Annotated in this window: 14 protein-coding genes; 8 read left to right on the top strand and 6 right to left on the bottom strand. The window is 53.8% G+C overall.

From position 1 onward, the window contains the following. Positions 1 to 238: 238 nt before the first annotated feature. The gene (locus R3C20_07240; GenBank protein ID MEZ6040283.1) at positions 239 to 3,814 is read right to left on the bottom strand and encodes a c-type cytochrome; all 3,576 of its coding nucleotides are present in this window, start codon (positions 3,812 to 3,814) and stop codon (positions 239 to 241) included. A gap of 192 nt (positions 3,815 to 4,006) precedes the next feature. Next, a complete protein-coding gene (locus R3C20_07235) occupies positions 4,007 to 6,661 on the bottom strand; it encodes a CehA/McbA family metallohydrolase (GenBank protein ID MEZ6040282.1) in 2,655 nt (884 codons plus the stop codon). Positions 6,662 to 6,797: 136 nt separating this feature from the next. On the opposite strand from R3C20_07235, the gene R3C20_07230 reads away from it, so the two are divergent. From R3C20_07230 to R3C20_07210, 5 genes are all read left to right on the top strand, one after another. Beyond that, the gene (locus tag R3C20_07230; GenBank protein ID MEZ6040281.1) at positions 6,798 to 7,895 is read left to right on the top strand and encodes a hypothetical protein; all 1,098 of its coding nucleotides are present in this window, start codon (positions 6,798 to 6,800) and stop codon (positions 7,893 to 7,895) included. Between the two features lie 267 nt (positions 7,896 to 8,162). Then, positions 8,163 to 10,202, top strand: coding sequence for a DNA polymerase III subunit gamma/tau (dnaX, locus tag R3C20_07225; protein ID MEZ6040280.1), 2,040 nt, complete (start codon positions 8,163 to 8,165; stop codon positions 10,200 to 10,202). Between the two features lie 156 nt (positions 10,203 to 10,358). Beyond that, positions 10,359 to 10,715 (top strand): YbaB/EbfC family nucleoid-associated protein, encoded by a 357-nt coding sequence (locus tag R3C20_07220; protein MEZ6040279.1) that lies wholly within the window; start codon positions 10,359 to 10,361, stop codon positions 10,713 to 10,715. Beyond that, complete coding sequence (gene recR / locus R3C20_07215) at positions 10,716 to 11,339, top strand: recombination mediator RecR (GenBank protein ID MEZ6040278.1); 624 nt, start codon at positions 10,716 to 10,718, stop codon at positions 11,337 to 11,339. Between the two features lie 153 nt (positions 11,340 to 11,492). Next, a complete protein-coding gene (locus R3C20_07210) occupies positions 11,493 to 11,807 on the top strand; it encodes a Dabb family protein (protein ID MEZ6040277.1) in 315 nt (104 codons plus the stop codon). A gap of 227 nt (positions 11,808 to 12,034) precedes the next feature. Here R3C20_07210 and R3C20_07205 read toward each other — a convergent pair whose 3' ends face one another. Next, positions 12,035 to 12,514 (bottom strand): GNAT family N-acetyltransferase, encoded by a 480-nt coding sequence (locus R3C20_07205; GenBank protein MEZ6040276.1) that lies wholly within the window; start codon positions 12,512 to 12,514, stop codon positions 12,035 to 12,037. Between the two features lie 72 nt (positions 12,515 to 12,586). Here R3C20_07205 and R3C20_07200 point away from each other — a divergent pair, with 72 nt between their 5' ends. Then, a complete protein-coding gene (locus R3C20_07200; protein MEZ6040275.1) occupies positions 12,587 to 13,063 on the top strand; it encodes an EVE domain-containing protein in 477 nt (158 codons plus the stop codon). Between the two features lie 180 nt (positions 13,064 to 13,243). Next, positions 13,244 to 16,414, top strand: coding sequence for an AmmeMemoRadiSam system radical SAM enzyme (gene amrS / locus R3C20_07195; protein ID MEZ6040274.1), 3,171 nt, complete (start codon positions 13,244 to 13,246; stop codon positions 16,412 to 16,414). Between the two features lies 1 nt (position 16,415). Here amrS and R3C20_07190 read toward each other — a convergent pair whose 3' ends face one another. Next, positions 16,416 to 19,784 carry an error-prone DNA polymerase gene (locus R3C20_07190; GenBank protein MEZ6040273.1) on the bottom strand — a complete coding sequence of 1,123 codons (3,369 nt, stop codon included), beginning with the start codon at positions 19,782 to 19,784 and terminating at the stop codon, positions 16,416 to 16,418. 240 nt (positions 19,785 to 20,024) lie between these two features. On the opposite strand from R3C20_07190, the gene R3C20_07185 reads away from it, so the two are divergent. Continuing rightward, the gene (locus R3C20_07185; GenBank protein ID MEZ6040272.1) at positions 20,025 to 20,600 is read left to right on the top strand and encodes an NAD(P)H-dependent oxidoreductase; all 576 of its coding nucleotides are present in this window, start codon (positions 20,025 to 20,027) and stop codon (positions 20,598 to 20,600) included. A 182-nt stretch (positions 20,601 to 20,782) separates the two neighbouring features. Here the strand turns inward: R3C20_07185 and R3C20_07180 are convergent, their stop codons facing one another. Further along, a complete protein-coding gene (locus R3C20_07180; GenBank protein ID MEZ6040271.1) occupies positions 20,783 to 21,799 on the bottom strand; it encodes a sulfite exporter TauE/SafE family protein in 1,017 nt (338 codons plus the stop codon). A 280-nt stretch (positions 21,800 to 22,079) separates the two neighbouring features. Next, positions 22,080 to 25,418: a rhodanese-like domain-containing protein gene (locus R3C20_07175; protein ID MEZ6040270.1), complete on the bottom strand. Its 3,339-nt coding sequence runs from the start codon at positions 25,416 to 25,418 to the stop codon at positions 22,080 to 22,082. Positions 25,419 to 25,612: the final 194 nt, after the last annotated feature.

The raw sequence follows: 25,612 nt of genomic DNA, 5'->3' as shown, positions 1-25,612 counted from the left end.
TGGTGTTTTGAGGCCTCCGGTTCGAGCCAGTCCCATGTTTCGACAGGGCTGTTAGCTGTCCGTTGAAAAGCCGGGACAGGCACGCTGGACGACTGGAAACAATCGTGTTTTAAGGTCTCCTGCTTGAGCCAGTCCCGTTTTTCGACAGGATGTTAGGTTAGCTTGCGGCGTTTACAAAGAATGCCGCCGTGTCTGCGAGGGAATGCGGACGTCCTGCGCTTGTGCAGAACGCCATCTCTTAATAGTTCACAGGTTGCGAACTTCGCAGATAGGCGAACAAGTCACGTAGCTGCTGGTTGTCCAGTAATTTGAGACTGCCTTCCGGCATGACAGATTGAGGCACGACCGTCATTTCGTCAATCTCATTCTGAGGGATGACGACGTTCTGTCCATCAACTCCCCTCAGGATTACGACCTGACTGTCCTTGTCTGCAAGGAATCCATTCAGAATACGTCCATCGTTGGTAATGACCAGGTGATTCTCGAAGCCTTCACGAATTTCAAGACTCGGATTAACAATGTTGATCAGCATGCGTTCTGTGTTATCGCGAGCGAATGGTGTCAGATCCGGGCCGATTCGGCCTCCTTCTTCAAAGAGAAGATGGCAGCGTCCGCAATTCTGCATGAACAGTCTCTTTCCCGATTTGGGGTTGCCGGAGCCTGTGTCCAGCACCTGTCGAATACGGCTCACTTCGGCCTGCATCTCATTCGAGGATGCACCTGACACTTTCCCCCAGTGTTTCTCGACGAGTTGCTGAATTCGGGGATCATTGTGCATCAGCATTTTTCTGAGTGTCTGTGCGGACAACGTGTCGGCAGGCAATCGTCCTTCATCTACGGCGTTGAGCGCGACGGTGGCAAATTCCGGCCTCGCTGCCAGCAAAGATTCGGCCGCAAGTCGAGCATCCTGTGACAATTCATTGAATCGCCGCACGACCGACACAGCCACCTCTGGATCATGAAATGACTGCAAGGCCGTAATCGCTGCAGAAAGAACACGGTCATCTTTTTCAGCCGCGACCACCTGCAGCAGTGGCCGCAATGACTCGGCAGGAGCCGTTTGCCCCAGTATCTCGATCAGTTGACTGCGGTCAGAACTGTTTGTGTTCGTGTCGGAAATCCTCTTTAACGCTTCTGTGATCGCTTCCGTTTGCCCCTGTCGCAGCTTAAGGGCCAGGGACCCGCGCCCCGTCGCTGCAATTGCTTTGGCAAGTGGGGCGGGAATGGTCGCCAGGGACCTCCCCTGGAACGCCTCCTCAAATCCTTTTAACAGAATATCCACACACTCATCGTCCGGTGCCCCTTTTAATAGTGTGGCTGCCTGCAGCAAATCTTCGCGAGTTCCTGAAACAGCGTAACGTTTCATCAGTCGAGCGAGCAGAACGTTCTTCACCAGCGGTAACTGCCAGGATGTTGAGTCTGCGAGAATTTCATGAAGAATTTGATCGACTGACGCAGGCCCAATCTGAGCTTCCAGTGCCCACCAAAGCAGGAGCGGCTGGTGAATATCGGCAGCGTCCTGATCAAAACGAATCAATGCGCCCAGAATCGGCAACGCATGTTCGGGAGGAAGCCGCCTTGCGGAACTGGCGAGCTGTTTTCGAACCTCAATGTAGGGTTCCGTACGGCTCAGGGAAATCAGACTTTCTGCAACAGGGTCCGAAACCTCTCGATCATCGCACAGGAGACGAACAGTCCAGGCACGCACAAACTGGTTTTCGTGTTTCAGGAGCGTGATCGCCACTTCGTCAGTAAATCCGTGGGATTGATAGATCGCCCACAGGGCTTCCAGTTGTGTTTGTCCGTCGCCCGTTACCAGCAGTTTCCGGAACGATGGAAGCAACGTTTCATCAGCTCTGTCTCCGATCAATCGCAGCGCAGTTTGCCGTCGCTCACGAATGGGATTTTCCAAACCGGTGATCAGCTGCGCAGCGGTTGCGTCTTTGAATGCTGTCGCCGGAAGGCCATGACGGAGATGTTGTGGCTTCAGACGGTAGACCCGCCCTGTGGTTCGATCAACACGACCAGCGTAGTGGCTACTATGGTCGATCCTCTGTTCATACATGTCGGCAACATAGATGCATCCATCAGGACCCACCTTGATGTCGACAGGTCGGAACCAGGGGTCGTCAGTTCTGACCACACGTTCGATATCCTCAGTTTCAAACGACGACTGGTACTGTCGAACGTCGCTCATCACCACCTGCCCCTGCAGCGGTTCAATACCGAACAACCGGCGATGGTATCGCTCCGGCAGAACGTCGTCTTCGTAGATCACAAAGTTGTGGGTAAATCGGGCGACGCTGTGGTGTTTAATATTCTCAAAATACCCAAACGCAAACGGGTTCGACAGCGGACCGTGTTTGCCGAAACCTTTCCTGTAATAACCTCCCTGCACATAGTGGAATCCACGAGTATCACCGCCATTGTGACCGGAAAACACTCGCCCTTTCGAATCGATCTCGCACCCAAACGTGTTGCCACCACCCTCTGCGAAAACCTCAAAGACCTCCTTTTCCGGATGGTATCGCCAGATCTGCTGGCCCAGTGTTCGAATTGGTGGATCGGTGCTGCCTGGTTTTTTCACCGCAGCAGAAACGGTACTTCCCTGCGCGCCATACAGCCAACCGTCGGGACCAAAACGCATGCTGTTGATGACGGAGTGAGAGTCTTCCAGTCCAAATCCTTCAAGAAGCACACGAGGATCTCCGTCAGGAATGCCATCGTGGTCAGCATCTGGATAGAAAAGAAGATATGGTGGATTGGTAACGAAAACGCCCCCCCGTCCTATGGCAAAAGACGAAGCAATGTTTAATCCATCGACAAACACAGAATGCTGGTCGTAGACGCCATCTCCATCGGTGTCTTCATGAATGCTGATGCGATCGGCACCACGAACATGGTTTGGCGGCGCAGCGGGTACGCTGTCGTAAACTGACCGCAGAAACGTATCGCGACTGAGCATACGCACCCCGGCCACGTCCGGGTATTGCCGATACTCCATGACCCAAAGCCTGTTCCGCTCGTCCCAGGTCAGGAACAACGGTTGCGCAATCACCGGATCACTGAGCACAAGCTGAAACTCAAGATCATCCGGAGTTACGAACCTCTTTTCAGCCTCGGCAGGCGACAGAGGATCTGTGTCCCCATTTCGTCGCATCACGTAGCGTTCGAGGTCGTTGACATGATCGATTCGGAGGTAGACGCCCCTTGCAGCGGCGTCCGTTTCTGATGGTAGGTCGGATTCCAGAACGTTGAACATTTCAGGGGTGGCCTTCCCCCAGGAATCGTCATCACCGGGCCTGTACTGCCAAGCGCCCTCCAATCGAATTGCTTCTTTTCGAGTTTCGTTCATCAGCACTGGTGGTGCGACGCTGAAGTTTGGACGGGGGTCGTTTTGATAGACACGAATCGCAAGAGTGTTCAATGCACCCGGGTTTAACTGATCGGTTCTGATCGAGTAACGCCCCCGTTCACCAAGACCACTTCGAAACTGAGGCGGGAACGTACCTGTTGCTCCTACAGGAGTACCGTTGATGTAGGCCGCTCGTGCGTCGTCCAGCGATTCGACGAACAATGTGACGGTGCCTTCCTTCCATTCCACAGGCACGTACACCATCGCCCGAAACCACGAGTATCCGTCTACCGGCGCCAATTCTCCTTTTGGCACAGACCTCCAGACGTCCGGGACGATTTGCGAGAACCAACCCGGAGATGACGGCAAGGAAATCGTCTGCTGATATGCCTCTAACGGGGAAGTCCTGATCAGCAGGAGCGTGGCAACAACGCTTGCAAGAAGTGTCGGACATTTCATTTGGTCGTTTCCCCGATGATTTTGGAACGAAGCGATCGACTGCTGACCGTTGCTTCGGTCAGGGTTGGTGCAGGAGATTCCACAACGGCACGGCGCACCCACTTCAACCCGGACTTCAAAGTACACATGTGAAGTCGAACGGGGCTTTGGGAACGCCCCGTGAACCCCTAATCAGGCCGATTTACTGGCTGACTACTTGGCGACGAACTTTACAGGCAACGGATGATCGAGGGTATCTTTACTGGCCTTGAAGCCGTCACCGTCGACATCGACAAAGACAGGATTCGACAGTGCAGCCGGGTGCTGGGCGCCCCATGCTGGGCCCTGAACGTCGCCGAGCAGTTCTGTGCGATGGCCAGTCACCACGATGACATGAGCGTCAGATTCCACCGGGAAGCTGAGGGTCTGATCAAACTTCACGGTGCTGGTCGTGAACATGTCGGGGTGCGTGTCTCGAGTAAAAGTCAAGTCGTCTCTTTTTCGTCCGTTGACGAGCACAAAGACCGTATCGATGTCGAACCAGTTTGGTGTCTGCACTTTGATTCTTGCGTTCAGTTTCCCTGAAGAGGCTGCAAGGTCCTGACCTGCGATTCGGACATCGTCTGGTTTGGCCGAATCCGCCAGCGTGAACTCGATGAACGGGCCATTTGACATGATGATGTTTCCAGCGCGGGAAACGGATTTCATTTCATCCGAGTCGATTTCAGCGGGGTCGTCCGTTGAAGACTTGAGCCACAGTCGCAGGCCACCTGAACCATGAAAGTTGTAATGAGAATCGGTGTTGACGACTCCGTAAATACGAAACCCCTGATTCAGAAGCTGAAGCCAGTTAAACATTCGGGAATTGCCAAACGGCTTTCCGTTGCGACTATCCAGCGGACCGAGATCAAGAATCGGATCGATGGGGTGAATCTCCATGACGTTGATGTGTTCGAATGAACGAGAGTACCCTGTGTCCGGTTCCTGATTTCCGTCCTTGTCGTAGAACAACCAGCCGATGTCGGGATGATTCTGCTGAATAAGCTTTTCGCTGTTGTTATCCCACGCCGCCAGCCTCTCGACCTGAGTCTCCGGACTCCCGTCTGGTGTCGGCGCACCACCATCCTGCGTTCGTGGCTTGTAAATCAAAGGGAATGCATTCTGATGGTTGAGTGGCAGTGGAGAGCCTGTCAGTTCCATCCCCGACACTGTCGACAGAAATGCACCAAGATTCTGACTCTGAATGTGATCGACGTAGGTACTGATGCGATTGTGTTCCGTGCAGGGAGCGAATTCCACGTGTTCCGCGGCCAGATTTAAAACACGTCCCAGTTGACTTCCTGTGTTGTCACCCGATGGTGAGCTGTGGCTGTGAAAATCGGCACTTACCCATCCAGTCGTGTTGACGACTCGCGACAGCTTTACCTGAACTTCTGACGTCTTGCCCGCATCGACCTGCAGCTTCGTGAACTCGGCATCGTATTCCGGTCCATGGCTGATGATGAGGTCATAGGTACCGGACGCCAGAGTTGCCTGAACTTTCCCGTCTGGAGTGTACGCCAGGTTTCGAACGAAATGCTCGGCAGTCTCCGGCCCCCAGTTGGGGGTTTGTGTGTCTCCGCTTCCGTCGAATTCCACTTTTGCCGGGATGGAACGTCCTTCCGCATCGGTCACCGTGATCATTGCTGTGCCGGGCGTGTATTCATCAAGCTTAATTGGAATATTCGAAGTTGTGTCTTCGATCCTGAACTTCGAAGACGCGAAGTTCAGGCCAGCCAGCGAAACCTCAGCCAAACCGTCTCCTGTCGGCAACGCAGTCTGGATCTTCCCCTCCTGGTCGGACACCGCGATGCCACGGCTATGTCCATTCACCTTCAACTCAACTCTGGCACCTGTAACGGGCTTCGCCTGATGATCCTGCACAACAAGGGTCACGTTTCGATGGTTCGCACCACGGCCCGACTCTTCTTCGTGCATCGCAAGTACCAACGGAAGATCTTTCGCTACATAAACGTGGCGAACAAACTCAAACGATGCACCTGGCTTAAGGATCATATCGCGACCATCAACTGCCTCGTACGACAATACAGATTCTCTCGCGTTACTGTTGCAGCGAATCGTGTATCCGGGGGCTGATACGCCATAGGCCTGCTGCCAGTGAATATCCTGAAACCAGAAAAGTTCGTGTGTGCCGTTGGGGACCTTGGGCATGTCTTCTTTGCCCCCATCGGCGCGAAGGTCATCCTCGAGCGTGAGTTTGATTTCCTTGTCCGAGGTATTGGTCCACGTCGATGAAATCTTTACATACGGCTTACCGCCTTCAATCGAATACTTCACAACGCAATCAGGTTGGCTTCCGCCACCCCTGGACTGAATTGTAAGTTCCGATGTCGATGCCGTTGCCGTGACTCCCCCCAACGTCACAGACTTACCATGCGAACCCACACTGACACCATCCTCGAATCGGAATACTCTGCGTCCGGGATAGAATGCACTCAGCTGATCTGATGCGGCATCATTCACTGCGAGATCGATCAGGCAACCTCCGACGGATTTCACGGTCATGTTTGCGTTCCGGGTGCTGGCAGGGTTTGCAATCACAGCAGTGATCAATTCATTCCGAAGAACGATATCGCCGTAGATCGCATCTACTTCTTTGCCCCTCGGAACCAGATCATTCCAGTTCTCGGGGGTCAGTCTTGCAACCATCGTCGGTCCCGACTTCGCGATCTGCGCACTTGAACGGGAGCAACTGGTGAAGACGACTGTGACAACAATCAACGACGCCAGCATCGGAATCATGTTAGGAGAAAGGGGCCGCTGGCCATGAGAATCCGCGGAAAACGTTGGCAGTGAACCTGAGGACATAGAGCCACTCCTGAATGACAATGGGAGGTGTATTTGGCGGGGACACTTTCGTACTCGCCGGTTTCTGTGGAGTATCGAAAATGAATGAAGGAGTTATGAACGCTGGCCCTCCAGACTAACAATGGAGCCACAATTGTTGAACCGAGTCACTCTGGCGAAACTCCGGACGCGAAATTTCCCGGGTTCCTGCATGATGGTTAATGCGACGCCATTTCGGGACTCAATGGGTGACGATGCGTTGTCAAATTCAGGTTGGATGCGATACTTCCGGAATCAGAACTCAGTTTCCTGCTGGAGAAAAGTCATTAAAGGTCCATCGTTTCAGTACGACATGCGTGCCCAGCGCATCTGGATTTGTCCCGGCTGTGGCAAATCGGTACCGACATCCGGGGCCGTCACTTCACGCCTGTGTTCCTGCAGGGAACCACCATACTTTATGCGCCTGCAGATTCCGATGCCGCTTCAGGAATTTGACCTTTCTGCCTTTGCAGACGACGACCCGTCACTGGATGTTGAAGACGACGGACCCGACGGACTCGAAGAAGCCACGGCCGCCGTCCTGGCGGCGATTGCGGAACGAATTGAAAACACCGTTAAGCCTGCGCGAAGGAACTATCCGTCAGGACTGTTACCTGCCGATCTCGGTGATGACACCACTGCACCGAATGATGATGCGGACGATTTCGGGGCGGACATTCTGGAGCCCAACGGGGCTGGCGGGATCGACTCTGAATCGAAACAGCCCGAGAATCAAAGGGATGCCGGTGAGTTGAGGGCTGCAGTTTCAGGAACGACGTCTGCCACCTCCGGCCTGAGGAAGTCTTCCCAGAAAAAAGACGACGGAACATCACCAGTCGGTGATACTGGGGCCCCCCGGCCACGTCGTCGTCGTCGCCCTCGCAACGAACGAAATATCGATCCACCAACGGCGGCCCACCGCCCCTTGGCGGACTCACCTCCGGAAAGCAAAGAATCGGGCGAAGCGAGCGAGAACGAAACTACGAAGCCCGGGAAGCCAAGGCGATCCCGCCCGCGACGTGGAAAAACTCGGCGTCCAACGGATACAGGACCAGGAGATGCTGTTGCGCCGGACGCAGTCGTCCAACAGGAATCGAGCAACGATTCACCACGCGAAGGTGGCGATGCGAAACGTCGCCGTCGGAACCGCCGCCCACGTCGACGCCGACCAGGCAACGAGGAAAACGGCAGTTCGGCTCAACCGAACACTGACTGAGCCGGATTTGGCCAGAGCAGGATAGCGACGGCTGGGCTGATCAAAGGCCCAAATCTGTTTGCCACTGAATTCGAACAGCCTGTGCAGAACCTGGGGACGTCAGATCAACTCCGCGGCAACGAATTACGCGACATCTCCGAATCAGTGGAGAAGCGGAGCAAAATCAGTCACAATGCCTCTCCTGATGATTGTCAGCTCGTTGAAAATCATCGCCCCTGTCCCAAGTACAAAGCACGAATCCTGGTTCACCAGGCGGTAACACGATTCATGGCTGATCATTCAGACATTCCTACATCTTCCGTTGCAGGTGCTCATTACACCGTTCTGGCCCGCCGGTTTCGCCCTCAGGCGTTCGACGATGTTATCGGGCAGGAACACGTTTCTCGTGCGTTAAGAAACGCAATTCGCGCCGGGCGTGTCGCGCATGCCTATCTCTTCACGGGAGCTCGAGGGGTCGGTAAGACGTCAACGGCCCGCATTCTTGCCAAGGCTTTGAACTGCCCCTCCGTAAAGGACGGCGTTCCCTGTAATCACTGCGAAATCTGCGAGGGCATTTCTGCCGGCAATGACGTCGATGTCCTCGAAATTGACGGCGCGTCGAACCGCGGGATTGATGATATTCGATCACTGCGAGCCAATGTTGGCGTTCGTTCCATGCGAACTCAGTTCAAGGTTTATATTATCGACGAAGTTCACATGCTGACGCGCGAAGCGTTCAACGCTCTGCTGAAAACACTCGAAGAGCCGCCGCCCAATGTGAAATTCGTGTTTTGTACAACCGAGCCGAACAAAGTTCCGGACACCATCCTCTCTCGCTGTCAGCGATTTGACTTCTCAGCGATTGGTGAAACGTCTATCGCTCAAAGGCTGAATGAGATTGCAAAGGCCGAAGGTTTCGAGGTCACGGAGGATGCCCTGGAGCTTGTCGCCCGCCGAGCGCGCGGATCCATGCGAGACAGTCAGTCTTTGTTCGATCAATTGCTGGCCTTTAGCGACGGTACGGTCTCTGCAGAGGACGTTCACCGTATGCTCGGGACAGCGGGGGACGAAAGACTGGTCGAGCTCTTCGCCGCAACCGTGGAACATCGCCCGGGGGAAGTCCTTTCACTGCTCGACGATTCATTACGTGGCGGCGTTCAGGCCAGTGAATTGATGGATCAGTGTATCGCGTATGTACGCGACCTGATGGTCCTGCAGGCTGGTGGAAGTCAAGTACCGCTATCTTCCGTCTCCAGCCGATTCCGCGATCAACTGATGGGGCAGGCGCAGCGACTTGGCATGCACTCCATTATGGCGGCGTTTCAGGTTCTCGCAGATGCGCGTAACCAAATGTTTCGCAGTACGTTCGCGCGTACGATCCTTGAGATGTCATTGATTCATGTGAGCCTCCTCGAGAACCTTTCGGCCATCAGTGATCTGCTTTCCGGAAAACTCCCCGCCATTCCGGACCTTTCTGATGCGGTCGCAAGTTCCTCCAGCGTGACCGTGGAAGGAAAGACTGCGGAAAAAAAAAACGATGAATTAGTGGAAGTTGATCACCAAAATACGGTCAACTCGCCATCCGTCCACGTTCAACCATCCCAACCGTATGCGGAATCGCCCTCAGAGACGGATGCCCTGCCCCCGGGTGGGCCATCCGCGAAAGAGTCAGACTCGTTAGACGCAAAGGAGAGGTTGTCCGAGGAATCACGGCAGGACATTCAGCTTTCAACCGTGGAACTACCACTGGAATCTGCCAGCCTGACGCAATTGCAGAAGCTTTTGACCAGCCGACTTGGAATTGTTGTCGCTGCGGGTTTGCGTCAGGCCTCCGGGCTTGCGATTGGTCCTGAGACAGCGACCGGAGCGACCGTACTGGAAGTCAGACTCGACAAAGCTTACGAAGCCGCAAAGGCTTCACTCGAATCCTCCGAGAATAAATCGCGAATTGAAGAACTGGTGGCCCAGGTCACTGGGCGAAAGGTAGAGCTGCGTGTGATTTCGCTGGATACGCCACCAGTCTCTGCAGAAACAAAGTTGTCACCACCGGCGCCGGAAGCGTTCAAACCCACCAATGAGGCGAAGAAAACAGAGAATTCTGCCACGAAGGCTTCAGAGAAAGAAGAACAACAGGGAAGCAGATCAGATCCTCAGAAACGGCCGTCTGCGCCGAAACCTTCTTCTCCCAAACCTTCCGTAAACTTGCTGAATGATGTCGATCCGGGAAAAGACAATTTTGTCCGGCATGTGATGGATACATTTGGAGCAACGGTGGTTCGAGTCATGCCAGCTCCAAACACCCGAACGCATACCCCGGAAGAATCCTAACCGAGACGCACGCCTCGTATCACATCAGACTATCAGACATCGGCGACAGGAACCGATCAATGGGCTGGGCAAACCGAGTTGCCTGGTTGCAAAACTGTACCAACGGCCTATCATCGCTCCGCTTACCCAGGGAATTTTCGACGGAGAAACCACACGATGTTCAAAGGATTAGGAAATCTGACAGGGATGCTTCAGCAGGCCCGCGAAATGCAGGAGCGAATGGCTGGCGTGAAAGAAGCCATTGCCGCTTTAAAGGTCGAAGGCAGCGCTGGGGGGGGGATGGTCAAAGCCACGGCCTCGGGCGATATGCGAATTTTGAACATAGCCATCGATCCTTCGCTGCTTGAACCGCCGGACCGAGAGATGCTTGAAGATCTGACGACAGCAGCAATCAATCAGGCATTGCAGAAGGCGAAAGCAGCTTCCGCAGAACAGATGGCCTCCATTACCAGCAGCATGGATGTTCCCGGTCTGCAGGATGCGCTCGCTAAATTCGGGATGGGTGAACAATAGATGGCCGGACGATTTGAAAACCAGGACCATCCCTATGGCCCCAGTGTCGCGCGACTCATCGAGGAATTTGGAAAACTCCCCGGGATCGGCCGGAAATCTGCAGAACGGCTTGCCAATCACATTCTTTCCGCAACTCTGGAGGAGGCGAATGGTCTCGCGGATGCCATTCGCGATGTGAAACAGCATGTGAAACGCTGCTCAACCTGCTTCAACCTGACGGAAACAGAAACCTGCCGCATCTGTTCTGACCCGCGGCGAGATCGACATGTGGTCTGCGTTGTCGAACAGCCGAAAGATGTCGTGGCGCTGGAATCCTCTGGCGCATTCAACGGCCTTTACCATGTTCTTGGCGGCCGCATTGCTCCACTTGAGGGCGTTTCTCCCGAAGACCTCACCATTCACCAGCTTGTGCAACGCGTCCGCAAGCAGGGAGTCACGGAGCTCGTAATGGCTACGAACCCGACTCTGGAGGGCGATGGAACGGCACTTTTCATTACCAACATCCTCCAGAACGACAACGTTCGAATTACCCGGCTTGCCAGGGGGATCGCATCGGGCAGTGTCCTCGAATTTGCAAATCGAGAAATGCTGGCTGACGCACTTCGCGGCCGTCAGCAGTTCTAGCCGTGCGTCGGAGTAGAACTCTGAACCTGGCGACAGCAAAACCCGCACAGACCAGGTGCGAAGTGCGAACAAAGCCGAAAGTTTCGGCGAGTTACACCGCGTATAAAATCCAGAACTGATACCACCTTTTCCTTCAACATGGACCAACGATTCATGCTTTCACACATGGTGTATTTCACTTTGAATGACGCTTCTGAAGATGCCTGCAGGAAGCTGGTCGAAGACTGTCACAAGTTCCTGAAACCACATGCCGGCATCGTCTTCTACGCCGCAGGAACACTGGCCCCCGAATTTGATCGCCCGGTGAATGACCAGAATTTTAACGTCGCACTGCATGTTGTTTTTGACACGAAAGAATCTCACGACGCCTATCAGGTATCTGAATCGCACCTACAATTCATAGCGCAGAACAAAGAAACGTGGAAGCAGGTGCGTGTGTTTGATGCGTACGTAGCCAGCGGTCACTAAGACTTCACAAAGCACCATATGCCCGGTAACACGGACGATCCGTGTGCCGGGCGGTTTCCGGTCAGGAACTGTTGGTCTTGTTGATTGCGATGCGATCATTCGCAAACGGATGCCTGTTGCAGCCAGTTTGCTTCACAGCCTCGGTTGTGGCCGGTACCGGAGAGTACTGGCCGCTCAGCCATCGCGGTGACGAATCCCACTCCGCGTCTCACGATGCCAACCGGTCATCAACGGGTCCGTTCTTCGGACTCCTGAAGCGTCAGCCGGTATGCCAGCATTTCGGTTTCCTTCTGCCATCCGTGAGCTTCATAGAATCGCTGCGCCGTCTGATTGGTTGATGCTGTCTCAAGCTCCATCCTTATCGCCCCCGTCTCTCTCGCGAATTCTGTTGCAGCGTTCAACAGCATTGTCCCGATTCCCTTCCCTCTGAAATCCACCGCAACAAAAAGGTCGTTTAGTACCCAGATGGATTCCAGGCTTATCGAAGAGAACAATGGGTAGAGTTGCACAAAGCCAACGACCACATCATCTGTTTCGGCAAAAAGAACCACAGATTCCGATGCCTGAGTTCTCTGCATCAGAAAGCTCCGGGCGCCGGACAAATCGGCCGACATTCCGTACCATTGCCGATACTCATCAAACAATGGTGCAACCCTGAGGATGTTGTTGAGATCCGCCATTTTCAAGAGGCATTCCATGGTACTCATGAAGCAACTCGTTGTTTGCAAGAGGTTTAACGGGAATGAAACCGCCAGATTAGAACTGGCCTGAGGGACAACATGCGACGCTATTGGCTGTTTAAATCTGAACCCGACGTATTTTCAATTCAGGACCTTAACAACGCAAAAGGGAAACGAACGTCGTGGGAAGGTGTCCGTAACTATCAGGTCCGTAATATGCTGCGTGACGACGTGCAAAAAGGTGATGGCGTTTTGTTCTATCACAGCAGAGTTGACCCAATGGTGATCGCAGGGACAGCAGAAGTCGTCAAAGCTGGCTATGCAGATCATTTTGCGCAGGATCCCGAGCACAAGTATTACGATCCCAAATCGACCAGAGAGAATCCAATCTGGTTTATGGTCGACATTCGACTGGTGAAAGTCTTTGAATCCCCGGTGAGTCGCCAGCAACTGGCCGACGATCCCGATACGTCCGGCATGAAAGTCATGTCGAAAGGGTCCCGACTTTCGATTACTCCGGTGACAGAAGACGAGTGGATTGCAGTGCATCGTATTGCCGGCGTCGAACTATCATAGGTACATTTCCTGATAACGAATACGGCGTGCTCAAAACGAATACTGTCCATTTAAGATGACAGACAAAACTCTGGCGTCGGTATTACACGCCCATGAGCCTGTATTCTTGAACATCTTGTGGAATCTCTGCCGACACCATGTCGCCATTTCCTGCTGCCATGGCCAATCAGGAGGACGCCTGTGAGCAATCATCGATTCGAGCGACATCCGCAAGCTCACACACCAACGCAGGCAAAGTGGTGGCATTCCCTGCCTGACTCCGAACGCATCATCTGCGATCTCTGTCCGCGTGAATGCAGCCTGAAACCGGACGATCGAGGTTTTTGTTTTGTACGTCAGAATATTGACGGTCAAATGCAGCTGACAACCTACGGACGGAGCACGGGGTTCTGCATCGATCCCATCGAAAAAAAACCGTTGAATCATTTCCTGCCGGGAACGCCAGTCCTGTCATTCGGCACGGCGGGATGCAATCTGGGCTGTCAGTTCTGCCAGAATTGGGATATCTCCAAATCTCGGGAAGTCGAAAGACTCAGCGAAGTCGCAATGCCCGAGCAGATTGTTCAGGCAGCTCTTCAGACAGGTTGCCGCAGTGTCGCATTCACCTACAACGATCCCATTGTCTGGGCCGAGTATGCGATCGACACCGCCAACGCATGCCGGGCTGCTGGCATTCAGGCCGTCGCTGTCACTGCCGGGTATATTCATCCGGATGCGAGGGCTGAGTTTTTTCATCCTATGAATGCAGCCAACGTCGATCTCAAGGCAATCACAGAGGAGTTCTACCATCACATCACCTACTCACATTTGAAGCCGGTCCTGGAAACGCTTGCCTGGCTGAAAAATGAAAGCGATGTCTGGTTCGAAATCACAAACCTGATAATCCCGAAAGCCAATGATTCTGCAGACGACCTGCAGCGAATGTGCGACTGGATTCTCAGTTGTGTGGGCGATGAGGTGCCAGTTCACTTTTCAGCCTTTCACCCCGATTTTCGCATGAACGATCGTGAAAGGACTCCGCATGAAACATTACTGAAAGCAAAACAGATCGCCCTCTCAACAGGTATCAAATTTGTCTACGTTGGAAACGTCAACGATAAGCAAAACCAAAGCACGTGGTGCCCCCAGTGCAAACATCTGTTAATCGAACGAGACTGGTACGAACTTGGAGCATGGGCACTGAAAGAGAATCAGTGCTCCAATTGTGGATACCGTATTCCCGGTGTCTTCGAGGCAAAGCCCGGAGTATGGGGTCGAAAACGTCAGCCAATTCGAATTAGTCAGCTTCAGAATCTCAAAGAGTCTCAGATGGCAAACAGTGTGAAGGAAAAGCCGCGGATCTCCAAACTGCAGGAAGACGTGATCCATCGCTCCGCATGCGAATTGGTTTTGGCCGCAGTTCAGGGCACACCTGCATTGCTGACAGACGAGACGCTGGCAAACGCTGCGAATACCACAGTGATGGGCGTCTTTGTGACACTAAAGAAGGCGGGACAACTACGTGGATGCATCGGCAGGCTGGGTCAGCCTATGCCGCTATTGACGGCACTCCGCGAGTCAGCAACGCGAACTGCGACGTCGGACCCCCGGTTTCGGCCGGTTTCATTCCCTGAGCTTTCGGGGCTGACACTGGATGTCACCCTGCTGTTCAATTTCGAAACGATGCCTGAAAGTGTTGAAGACCGGTTGGCTGGAGTCGAAGTCGGAAGACATGGGCTCAGAATTCAGCTTGGTTCCCAGGCCGGACTTCTACTGCCCAGTGTGCCTGTTGAACAGGGTTGGGACGCAATCACATTCTTAGTGCAGGTCTGCCGAAAAGCCGGCATGCCGGCCAATGCATGGAAGGATCCCAAAGCAGCCCTCGAACGATTTGAAGGCCGCATGATTGAGGGCAGCTTCGATCACACACTGATTCAGTCTGTTCGCGTGAATCAGACACCTTCCCGTTTCACCGTAACCCGAGATCAGATTCAACGACTGAATCAGTTCTCGCGATCGAATGTTCTCGCACTCATCCGGGGGGCTGTTCCAGCCTGCATGCTCCCGGCAGGGTGCGACGATGGTCCAGTCAGCGGTCTTGCCATGCAACTGACCTTCAAAGGAACGTCGGAATCCATACTGTTTTCGCGTTTGTATCTAAAGGGTGAGATTCCATTTCAGTCAACGCTGATGCAAATCTGCCAGAGTGCGGCTGACTGGTGCAGAAAACACGGACGAGAATCCGCGACGCTGAACCAGTTACAGACGGACCTCGCTGTTTTCCATTCTCCGTTGCCCGCGGGGAGTGTGGCGAAACCTTCATTTGCAAATTTCCGGCCAGGTGAAATGGGACTTGCGGTTTCCGCACCCGGTGTCAATGCCTGGTTGTTTGACAGCGCAATGACAGGTCAGGATCTGTGGACGAGTGTATTTACACAAGCTGCCGACGCTTTACCTCCGGATGCAAGTCTCCACACGTTTACCTGCCAGGCCACGTGTCCGGCGATGCAAAAACTTTCATTCTCCACCGCAGGCAGATTTTCAGGCGTTCGCAAACCTGCAGTTGCCGGAACATTTTATCCAGCAGCAGCGGCAGAGCTGCGGGATCTGGTTTCGGACTGCTTTCATCGAGCGCCCACGCCCCCCTGTACCACAAACGGTCGCCGCAACTGGCCTGCAGTTATGGTTCCGCATGCGGGATTGCGGTACTCCGGACACATTGCAGCAGGCGCATTCAAGTTATTGGACATTCCGGATACCGCCATCATCATCGGACCTCGCCATACGCCGGAGGGTTGCGATTTTGCACTGGCGCCCTGGGAGACATGGAATCTGCCAACAGGAACGATGGATTCAGACACTCAAACATCCAGTCTGCTCTTGTCGCGTGTTGATGGTTTACGGCCCGACGCCGCAGCGCATGCACGCGAACACAGTATCGAACTGGAGTTGCCATTGATCCAGCATATCGCCCCCAAATGCAAAGTGGTGGGTATCACTGTTGGGCGTCTCTCACTGGAAGCATGCCTAACTGCTGGACGGCAACTCGGTCAGCTACTGCAGCAGTCCTCGCCCCCTCCATTGTTAATCATCTCGAGCGACATGAATCATTTTGCATCAGATCAGCGCAATCGAGAACTAGATGAGATAGCCCTGACGGCGATGGAGTCACTTGATCCCGTGGTGCTTTATCAGACGGTTCGTGATCACCGGATTAGTATGTGCGGAGTTCTTCCGGCGGTCATTGTAATGGAGGCTCTTCGGACAGCAGGTCTGCTCGAAACAGCCCATCGGACCGGATATGCCACAAGTGCTGAAGTGACGGGCGACCAATCTCGGGTGGTGGGTTACGCAGGGATGCTTCTCGGTTAGGCTATCGGAAGTCCCGCGATTTTGACTCAAGTCTGTTTAGCATTTCGGAGACGTCTTCCAGTCGATCGCAAACAACGTGGATTACATCGCCTTCTCGCTGCAGCCGGCCACTTGCCATCATGACGCTGGCGAATCGAGCGGTCTGCCGAAAATGTTGCCAGACACTCGGGTAGACCACCAGATTTGCAACACCTGTTTCATCTTCCAGGGTCACGAAAGTGATGCCAGCAGCTGTTGAGGGGCGTTGACGCATCAACACCAGGCCGGCCACCTTGACTCTTCGATCAGGTTGCAGGACAGACAGCTGTTCGGCGGTCACTGCACGCAGGGTTGTCAGCTGTTCTCTCAGGAAGGCGACCGGGTGTTTCCGCAGAGAAAGACCGGCGGAGGTATAGTCAGCAACGACTTCTTCCTGAGCCGTCATTTCAGGCAACTCGGGCACCGGTTCGTCCGCAACAGGCTGATCGGATTTCCGAAACAGCGGCAACTGTTCCTGCGCTGGCAACGCTTTCCAGAACGCATCGCGTCGATTGATCTTCAGTGACGCCAGCGCATCAGCACGGGACAGTAACTGCAGCGTGTGCCGACTCAGTCGAGATCTTCGGGCAAATTCGTCGAAGGATCTGAAGATTCCCCGCTGCTGACGCTCCATTTCGATGGCCTGCGCCTGGTCTTCAGGCAATCCGTGCAGCAAGCGGAAACCCAGTCGTAAAGCGAAACGCTCATCCAGATGGTTTGTTCTGCGGGAAGACTCTCGCTGCTCAACCGATCCTTCGCAGAGTTCCATGGTGCAATCCCAGTGACTGTGATTTACATCGATCGGTAAGACCCGAACTCCATGATCGCGAGCATCCCGAATCAATTGCGCCGGCGCGTAGAATCCCATGGGCTGACTATTGATAAGGGACGCACAAAAGACGGCGGGATGGTAGCGCTTCAGCCAGGCAGAGACATAGACCAGCAGGGCGAAACTTGCCGCATGTGATTCCGGGAATCCATACTCCCCAAATCCGCTGATCTGTTTGAAAACACGTTCAGCAAAGTCTTCGTCGTATCCTTTGGCGGCCATTCCCGCGATCAACTTGTCGTGGAACTTCTGGATCACGCCGGTCTTTCGCCATGCCCCCATAGCCTTTCGCAGCTGATCGGCTTCACCGGGAGTGAATCCGGCGGCGACAATGGCCAGTCGCATGGCCTGTTCCTGAAAAATAGGGACGCCGAGTGTCTTGTGCAGAACGGACCGAACTTCAGCATTCGGATATTCCACGGGCTCTTCACCCGCTCGCCGGCGCAGGTAAGGATGCACCATGTCCCCCTGGATCGGACCGGGGCGTACGATGGCAACTTCAATCACCAGGTCGTAAAAACAGCGGGGCCGCAGTCGTGGAAGCATGCTCATCTGCGCACGGCTTTCGATCTGAAAGACACCAATGGTATCCGCCTCACAGATCATGTCGTAAACAGCAGGGTCTTCCGATGGCACATCGGCCAGGGTTAACTGCCTTCCGTGATAGAGTTTGACCATATCAAATGCACGGCGAATGCAGCTCAGCATTCCCAGGCTAAGTACATCAACCTTCAACAGCCCCAATGCATCCAGATCGTCCTTATCCCACTGGATGACTGTACGCCCGGGCATGGCGGCATTCTCGATCGGGACCAGTTCGTCAAGCGGGCCACGCGACATCACCATACCACCGGAATGCTGAGACAGATGGCGAGGAAAGCTCAGAAGTGATGTCACAAGCTCCAGCATTCGGCGGCCAAGCTGCGACTCAGGATCGATTCCGCCTTCCCGCATGCGATCGGGCATGTTTTCGGCTCGATCGACGTGCTCCATCTGACTGGCGAGCTTATCGATACGATCATTCGACAGACTCAACGCTTTACCAACGTCTCGAATTGCGGAACGAGGGCGATATGTTATCACCGCAGCGGTCATGCCGGCGCGATCTCGTCCGTACCGTTCAAACAGATACTGAAGTACCTCCTCACGACGTTCGTGTTCGAAATCGACATCGATATCCGGCGCTTCATTCCGTTCCCTGCTGATGAATCTTTCGAACAGAACATCAATACGTGACGGATCCACCGAAGTGACGCCAATACAGAAGCACACAACCGAATTGGCGGCTGAACCTCGCCCCTGACATAAGATTCCGCGTTCACGGGCGAACCTGACCAGATCGTACACCGTCAGGAAATAGGCTTCGTACTGAAGCTCCTGAATCAGCGTGAGTTCGTGAATGATCAGATCACGGACTTTACCGGGAACGCCGTCTGGATAGCGCAGTCTTGCGCCGCGCCAAGTCAGATTGGTCAGGTGCTGAATGGGCGTCGTTCCGGTGGGAACAAGTTCCTCAGGATATTCATATCGCAATTCGTCCAGTGAAAACTGGCAGCGATCCGCAACTTCGACTGTCCTACGCAGTAGTTCGTGCCGTCCTTGCATCAGTCGCAGCATTTCGCGCGGTGTCTTCAGACAGCGTTCTCCGTTAGGGAACACCTCATGCCCAAGATTCTGCAGCGGAGTGTTCAGGCGAATGCTGGTCACAACATCATGCAGTGCGCGTCTGCGAGGAATATGATAATGGACATCATTAGAAGCGACTAAAGGCACATTCAGTCGTTGGCACTGCTCAATCCATCGATCAAGCCGACTGGAGTCGTTTGGGCCCATGTGCAGTTCAGCCATTGCATAGCAACGATCCGCAAAAATCGACTTGACCGCCTGAAGACTGGCATCGGGCAGGTCAATATCGCTGCCGGGCTGGTACCGTCGTTCATAACGCAAACGACTTTCTATACTGAGCGGAACGCAGCACAGAATTCCTTCTGAGTACTGTTGAACATCGGCCATTCGAATTCGACATTCGCCCTTTGGGGCTCTGCGGCGGCCGGCAGTGATGAGCTGTGCGAGATGACCGTATCCCTGACGATTCATCGCCAGCAGCACCAGACAGGGGCCGTTGTCCGGAACAATCTCTGCGCCCACGAGCAACTTGATCCCGCATTCTTTGGCTGCGACATGAGCCCTGACGACACCGGCGAGTGTATTTCGGTCAGTCACCGCAATGGAGTTTAGTCCCAGTTCCACTGCGCGAGCCGTCAGTTCATCTGCGTGGGATGCACCTTCAAGAAAAGAGTAATTGGTCCGGCAGTGCAGTTCTGCGTACGGGACCGTATCATTCGCCTGCTCCGGCGATGACAACGGGTTCAAGCCACCGTCAATGTCGTCACGGAGCGTTTGATCGACGTTGGGTTTCGCCCGGTGGCGACGTTTAAGTGGCGGCGGGTCCGGCATAATCCAGGTGTCGCACAGTCTGTCGAATGACGAAAACATGCAGGGCCCGAAGAATACTCGAATCATCAGGGACTGTCGCCATCGCTAACCAATCCGAAACAGAAAAAGTCAGCCACGACGAAATCTTTGTAAGGACAATCCGGAGGAACGCGTCAGCCAGATATTTTTCACCAAAGCTCAGTCGAATGGATCTGACATCGTTTCCCGCTCTGAGTTTCCCGAACTCCGTGTCAGGTTGAAAGACCTGCGGAGTTCAGCCCCATAGAAAATATTTCTCCTGCTTTCAGGACGCAAAAGGTCGCCACAATGCCTGTCGCTCGCATTCTTTGTTTTGCCGGTAGTACTCGGAACGATTCATTTAACAAGAAGCTGGCTCAACTGGCAGCAAATGCAATGGAGTCCGCGGGCGCAGAAGTCACGGTCATCGACTTGCGGGACTTTCCACTACCTCTGTTTGATGAGGATTTGGAATCGAACAGTGGAATGCCGGAACACGCCAGCCGCCTGAAACAGTTGTTCCAGAATCATCATGGCATCTTGATCGCATCGCCCGAATACAACAGCTCTCTGAGTGCTGTGCTGAAGAATGCTCTGGACTGGGTATCTCGACGTGAAGGAAACGAACCTCCCAAAGTGGCGTTTCTCGGCAAAGTCGCCGCAATCATGAGCGCGACGCCAAGCGGGCTTGGGGGCATTCGAGGCTTGTCGCACCTTCGATCGATTCTACAGGCAATCGGGATGCATGTGATGCCGGACCAGTTCATGCTGTCTGCCGCTCACCAGGCCTTTGACGGGCAGGGAAATCTGATCGACGCGGCTAAGCTGGATGCATTGGCGATACAAATGAAGTCATTCGTCGAGACGGTGGAAAAGCTGCAGTAAGAATTTGGAACACTCGACATCATTCTGCGCATCCACAGTTCCGTCACTGTGGATTTAAGTCCGGCGTAGTAGATCGGCACGGCTATCTGTCCGTTGAAAAACCGCGACAGGCACGCAGGTCGACTGGAAACCGACGTGTGTTAAGGTCTCTGCTCTAGCCAGTCCGGATTTCGAACAGGCTGCTATCGTTCTTCCTGCATCATACGTGTTCCGGAGACGTACAGCAGATGAAACACCAGGTTCATGGCTGCAAGTGCTGTCAACGTTAATGCCAGCAAAGTACCAGTGACTCTTTCGTGGATAATGGTCGAACCGAACTGAATCAGGCACAACATCGAAACAAAAACAAGCGTTGGCGTCCGCGGGATCAGGCTGACGACAAACGCACCCAACGGTGCTCCAACGGCAACTACGGGCGCCGCAGCCAGCCAATTCTCAAAAAACAGTGGGTCAATAGAGAATCGATCCGGGTATAGTTGGTGAAATGCAATGTTCGTCGCGATGCCGACAAGCGATGTGAATGCCATGACGATCACCGACGTTGGAATAGCCGTCTTAAGATCTTCTCGGAAGTAGAGAACGAGTATGGCATAGACCATCATGTCGATTCCGACTCCGGTAATCGACGCCAGAAGGCCACCCGCAACACCAACGAGGAAAAAGACCGTCCTGAAAGATGTCGGGGGGATGGCGTTTGTTCGGTGCATCCGCACAAGTTCTCGCAACTTGATCAGGTGCATAATTCCAAACGCTGCCCAGACCACGGCGAACGTCAGCTTTACCCAAAGGTCTGGAATTATTGGGGCGACGAAGTACGTTCCTATGGGAGTACCAACCAGTGATCCAAACATTGTTGGCTTCAGCGCTGGCCAGATAACGGGTTTCCGCGTACTGAGAATGTAGATACTCGCTGAGACCATCCCCACAGACTGAATTGCCAGTGCGAAATGGCAGCCGAGCGAACCGGGATGATCGAAGACAAGGACAAGGACGGGAAAGGCAACCGTGCCGCCTCCCATCGGGGTAGCCCCGGCAACATAGGAGCCAAACAACATGGTTAAGGAGATCGGCCAGTGACCAGCCACCACTGACCATGCCCTCAGGGCAGTCACAAGAGTGGTCCAGAGCAAATAGAACAACAGTAGCCAGATCAAAAACGGCCACACGGCTCGAATGCGATCGATGACAGCAGGCTTCAATTGATCTGTCGCTCTGTTGAACTTACTCAGGAACCGCCGAGTGGTGCGTGGCGACTAAACACTTCAGTCACACTTTGCCAATTACTTCACGTCCGTTACGGGATACGACAGCCTGCAAAGATTCCACGCTAACAGCCTGTTGAAAACCGGGACTGGCTAGAGCAGGAGACATTAACACACGATGGTTTCCAGTCGTCCTGTGTGCCGTCCCGTTTTTTCAACGGACAGGTGAGGTGATCCGGGGCTGAAAACGGGCACACGACTTCCTGCGTCTGCCGTCCTAGTTCGCTTTCTCGAACCCGAACTCGACAAGTGCGGAATATCCAGCTTTTAGCGGGCGAATGTCGTACCCGCTGTTCTTCAAAATCGAGGCACACTTCAGAACGCGTCCACCAGACCGGCAGTGGATGTAGACAGGTCTGTCTGCAGGAATCAGTTTCCTCAAATCTTCGGGAATCGTTCCGGTTGCAAGTTGGCTCAGCGGCACCAGCTCCGCAGCCTTAAGATGACCGGCGTCCCATTCATCCTGTTCCCGAATATCAAGCAGTACGGCTTCGTTTGATTCAACGCGGGCCTTTACGGTAGCCAGTTCGTCTACCGTATGCCCAGACTCAGTCAACATGGATATGGCTTTCTTTGGTGAAGTCGTTTTCGTTCCACTGGCAAACATCTCAGCCTGCGGATTACCCCCAGACTGAAGATAGGCAACAAGATCAAGGATTTCATCCCTGGATAGATTGTTCAAAAGCCCCGTCGGCATCATCGAAGTCTTTGAAACAAAGCTCTCTTCTATTTCATTGCGTCCGATGACGGTCAGGTTCCCGGGATCCAGCATATTTTCACTGACCATCAGTTTGTCGCCGTTCAGGTTGACGACGCGACCAATAACCTGCCGACCACTTTCGAGAACAAATGTCATCGCTTCGTATTGGTCGGAGATGACCTTGCCTGGGTCAATAAGAGATTCAAGCATAGTGCGAGCATTGTAACGTCGTCCAACAGCTGTCAAATCCGGGCCAACGATGCCACCACGTCCATCGAAGCGATGACATTTGTAACAGGCGGTCGCAGTGAACATTGCGCGACCGTTCTCGAAATTCCTGCCTTTCAGACCGGCTTCCACATCAGCAAGTAAGTCCTCCACTGTCCAGGCCCGAACAAAAGGACGCGATGATGCTTCCACGGTCGGTTCGGTGGACTCAGGTCGCTTGTCGAGAACCTCTTTCAACGCAATGCGTTCTTTCTCGCTGAGCGTTTTGATGGCGTCTTCTCGAAAGTTCTTCAGGAACCCGGAGAAAGAGTTTCCGCCACGAAGTGATGCTGACGTGACAAACCAATCGAAGTATCGCGTTCTTTGTTGCAACGTCCACTGCTCAGACGGCAGAGCACGAAGGCACATTGCATAGTGAATTTGCTCTTCCTGCGTCGTGGCTGATTCCATCAGGTTCAGAGTCTTCTCTGCAACATCCTTGTCGTTGAGGTAAACAAGCATCGCGCAAAGTTCGCGGTTAAGTCGTGTGTCAGCAGATGGATACATCGGGCCAATAGCAGCCGCAACGTCGGTCGCGACATCCTTGTCTGGTCGACCCATCCGAATAAAAGCGAGCGACAACACTCGCAGTGCAGCAAGTCGCTGGTCAGCGGAAAGTGATTCGACCTTCAACTGCGACAACGATTCCAGGAGAGGCACTTCCAGATCAGCATCTCCACACCGGGCAAGTGCAAGCAATGACGTAATCTTTGCATCGTTGTTGGTCGATTCGCTCAACGCTTTGTCAGCCCACGATGTTACAGGCTGCTGTTCAATGGCAATACGGGCAGCAAAGCGGATGTGGCGGTCCTGGTGTCCGATCCATTTGAATGCCTCAGCAATTGAATCGGAGCTGGCGCCAACATGAAGTGTTTCCAGTTGTTTCCGGATAGTCCTTAACTCGGGGGATGTTTCCACCGTAGTCGTTTGCGTATTCGGGCTCGCAACATCGGCCCCGGTATAGGTGACACGGTAGAGACCAGACTGTGTGCGACGCCCCCCAATGGTGAAGTACATTGCGTGATCGGTTGGGTTGATAACAATGTCTGTTACGGGCAATGGCGCGGCAGAAATGAACCGTTCCGCTTCGGCCGTGTAGGTGGAACCCGTTGGAGTCATGTGGATTGCGTAGATAACCCCGTAACTCCAGTCGGAAATGAAGAGTGATTTCTGGTATTTTGCGGGAAATTGCGCACCCGTGCCAAATGCGGTTCCTGTCGGTGAACCTGGCCCGATGTCGATCACAGATCCAAGACTGTCCGGATACCAGACGGGCCATTTTCCAGTGCCGGATCTCCATCCGAACTCAGCTCCGCTGGTGACGTGGTTAACACGCGTCGGACGGTACCACGGTAAACCAACATCCCATTCCATGTCTGCATCGTAGGTGAACAATTCACCGTCCGTGTTGAACGCGATGTCGAATTCATTACGAAAACCGCTTGCAACGAGTTCCCATTCCTGACCATCCGGGCTTACTTTGGCGATCCATCCACCCGGCGCCAATTTACCAACGGCATGGCCGCCCGCGTCCCACATGCGAGGCAATAATTGATCTTCTCCCCAGTTGCGGGGGACACGAGACGTGGCGAATTCTGTCGGCAGCGTGTGGTTTCCCGCACAAACATAAAGTGATTTGCCGTCTGGACCGGCAATGACTGCATGTGGGCCATGCTCGCCACCTCCATCTATCCTGCGAAGAAAGTCCAGTGTGTCCAGCTGATCGTCACCATCGGCGTCAGTGATCCTGTAAAGCCCCTGTCTGTCGGCATCTGTTCCATTCACCATCACGTACAAGCTGTCAAATGCCCAAACCAATCCCTGCGCCATCCCGATGTCGACATTGATGGATTCGATGACAGGGCGATCATTTTTTCCGACAGGTGGCGGAGTCACTCGATACAACTTTCCGTACTGGTCACTGACAATCAGGCGACCTTTCGGGTCGCTGGCCATGTTGACCCACGAGCCCATTTCACCTCCGGGTACAGAATACAACAGCTCGACCTGAAACCCATCGGCAACTTTGATGTCTGAAACCGGTGTAGCGGTCGGTGTCGGTGGACCCTCATCGGTGAGGATGATTGATTCGATCACCATCTGCCCGGAACGACTCATCGGATCAATTCGCAGAGAGGTCACCGGGGAATCCGTCGTGAACCAAAGCTTCAAATTCTTCATGTCTGCTTTGGTCCCGGTAAACTCTGACCGCACACTATTCTTCTCGCTGGTTCCTGGTTCTTTTTCCGTTGTCCAGAACACCTGCACATCAGCTTGGCCTTCAAACTGAGATCGAATAGTGATTTGATGCTGTCCGGGTTGCCCTTTGAGAACCGCTGTCATGAAGGGATCACTCCCCTTCGACAAGACTTTCAGCAAACCCTCCGGTGCCGATAATTCTGTCTGGTTGTTCGGAATCCATCCGCCAACTCCATCACGAAACTCCCAGCGGTGGATTTCTTCTCCCACCACACAGACACAGTCTCCAGAAGACAGGCTTATCAGCATGAAGATCAGCGCTGCCAGAAACCGAATGGCGGACGTCCGGGGCAGGTGAACCAGTCGTGAGAATGTGAACAGGCACAGCATCTTTTGAGTCTCGCAGGTGGGTAAGCTTTGATACGAAAGGAAGTCTTACCATCATCAACTACGGAATCAAGTTCACCACAACACGGTTAAAACAGAGTTGCAAAGCGGAAACCCCTTCGACCGATCAACCGGAACAGGACGAACCCACCCGCACCGCGCGATCTTTCATATGCGTGATGCCGGGTATTGATCGC

The sequence above is a fragment of the Planctomycetaceae bacterium genome, assembly GCA_041398825.1.
In the GTDB taxonomy this organism is placed as follows: domain Bacteria; phylum Planctomycetota; class Planctomycetia; order Planctomycetales; family Planctomycetaceae; genus F1-80-MAGs062.
Note: the sequence above shows the minus strand (reverse complement) of the source record. Positions and strands in the feature narration are given on the sequence as shown.

Coding starts and splice junctions, on each gene's coding strand:
- R3C20_07240 (MEZ6040283.1), bottom strand. CDS start 3,814: ATGAAATGTCCGACACTTCTTGCAAGCGTTGTTGCCACGCTCCTGCTG.
- R3C20_07235 (MEZ6040282.1), bottom strand. CDS start 6,661: ATGTCCTCAGGTTCACTGCCAACGTTTTCCGCGGATTCTCATGGCCAG.
- dnaX (MEZ6040280.1), top strand. CDS start 8,163: ATGGCTGATCATTCAGACATTCCTACATCTTCCGTTGCAGGTGCTCAT.
- R3C20_07220 (MEZ6040279.1), top strand. CDS start 10,359: ATGTTCAAAGGATTAGGAAATCTGACAGGGATGCTTCAGCAGGCCCGC.
- recR (MEZ6040278.1), top strand. CDS start 10,716: ATGGCCGGACGATTTGAAAACCAGGACCATCCCTATGGCCCCAGTGTC.
- R3C20_07210 (MEZ6040277.1), top strand. CDS start 11,493: ATGCTTTCACACATGGTGTATTTCACTTTGAATGACGCTTCTGAAGAT.
- R3C20_07205 (MEZ6040276.1), bottom strand. CDS start 12,514: ATGAGTACCATGGAATGCCTCTTGAAAATGGCGGATCTCAACAACATC.
- R3C20_07200 (MEZ6040275.1), top strand. CDS start 12,587: ATGCGACGCTATTGGCTGTTTAAATCTGAACCCGACGTATTTTCAATT.
- R3C20_07190 (MEZ6040273.1), bottom strand. CDS start 19,784: ATGATTCGAGTATTCTTCGGGCCCTGCATGTTTTCGTCATTCGACAGA.
- R3C20_07185 (MEZ6040272.1), top strand. CDS start 20,025: ATGCCTGTCGCTCGCATTCTTTGTTTTGCCGGTAGTACTCGGAACGAT.
- R3C20_07175 (MEZ6040270.1), bottom strand. CDS start 25,418: ATGCTGTGCCTGTTCACATTCTCACGACTGGTTCACCTGCCCCGGACG.